At 66.7% G+C, this 559-nt stretch carries 1 protein-coding gene; it reads left to right on the forward strand.

All coding sequences use genetic code 11. From position 1 onward, the window contains the following. Positions 1-310: 310 nt before the first annotated feature. Positions 311-559 (forward strand): hypothetical protein (locus ABD323_RS44615; RefSeq protein WP_344447681.1); only part of this gene is annotated, 249 nt, incomplete at its 3' end.

Raw genomic sequence — 559 nt, forward strand, 5'->3', positions numbered from 1 at the left:
ATCAGGACTCCACCGGCCGGTACCGGTTCCGGCTGCGCAACGGTCACGCCGCGCTCGCGGGGAGCGGAGCGTTCGGCACTCGGCCCGAGGCGGAGGATGCGATCAAGGCGCTGTGCGAGGGTGTGCCGAGCGGGGGTATCTGCATGCAGCCCAACGGAGTGCCCCAGTCGTGACGGCCGCTCGACCGGCGGGCTGCGGTGGCCCGATCGTCGGTCGACGCCTCACGTCGCCGCGTCACCGCCGGGAAAGCCCAGAGGTCGGTATCGACTTGTCGGTTCGGATGCCGGTGTGGGTGTACTAGGCTGCGGTGGTGGGTGAACTGGGGCAGGCGTTTCGTGATGTGTGGGAGTACGTGGGGCGCACCGATCCGTATTGGGGTGTGATGTCGTATCCCGATCGCAGGGGTGGGCGTTGGGATCTGGACGAGTTCTTCGCCTATGGCGTGCGGGACATGACGTTTGTGCGGAACCTGATGGAGTCCCGTGGGGTCGGGCTCGGTGATCGGGTGCTGGATTTCGGTTGTGGTGTGGGCAGGTTGTCTCGTGTGCTGGCGGAGGAT

Source organism: Kitasatospora nipponensis (genome assembly GCF_039528135.1).
In the GTDB taxonomy this organism is placed as follows: Bacteria; Actinomycetota; Actinomycetes; order Streptomycetales; family Streptomycetaceae; genus Kitasatospora; species Kitasatospora nipponensis.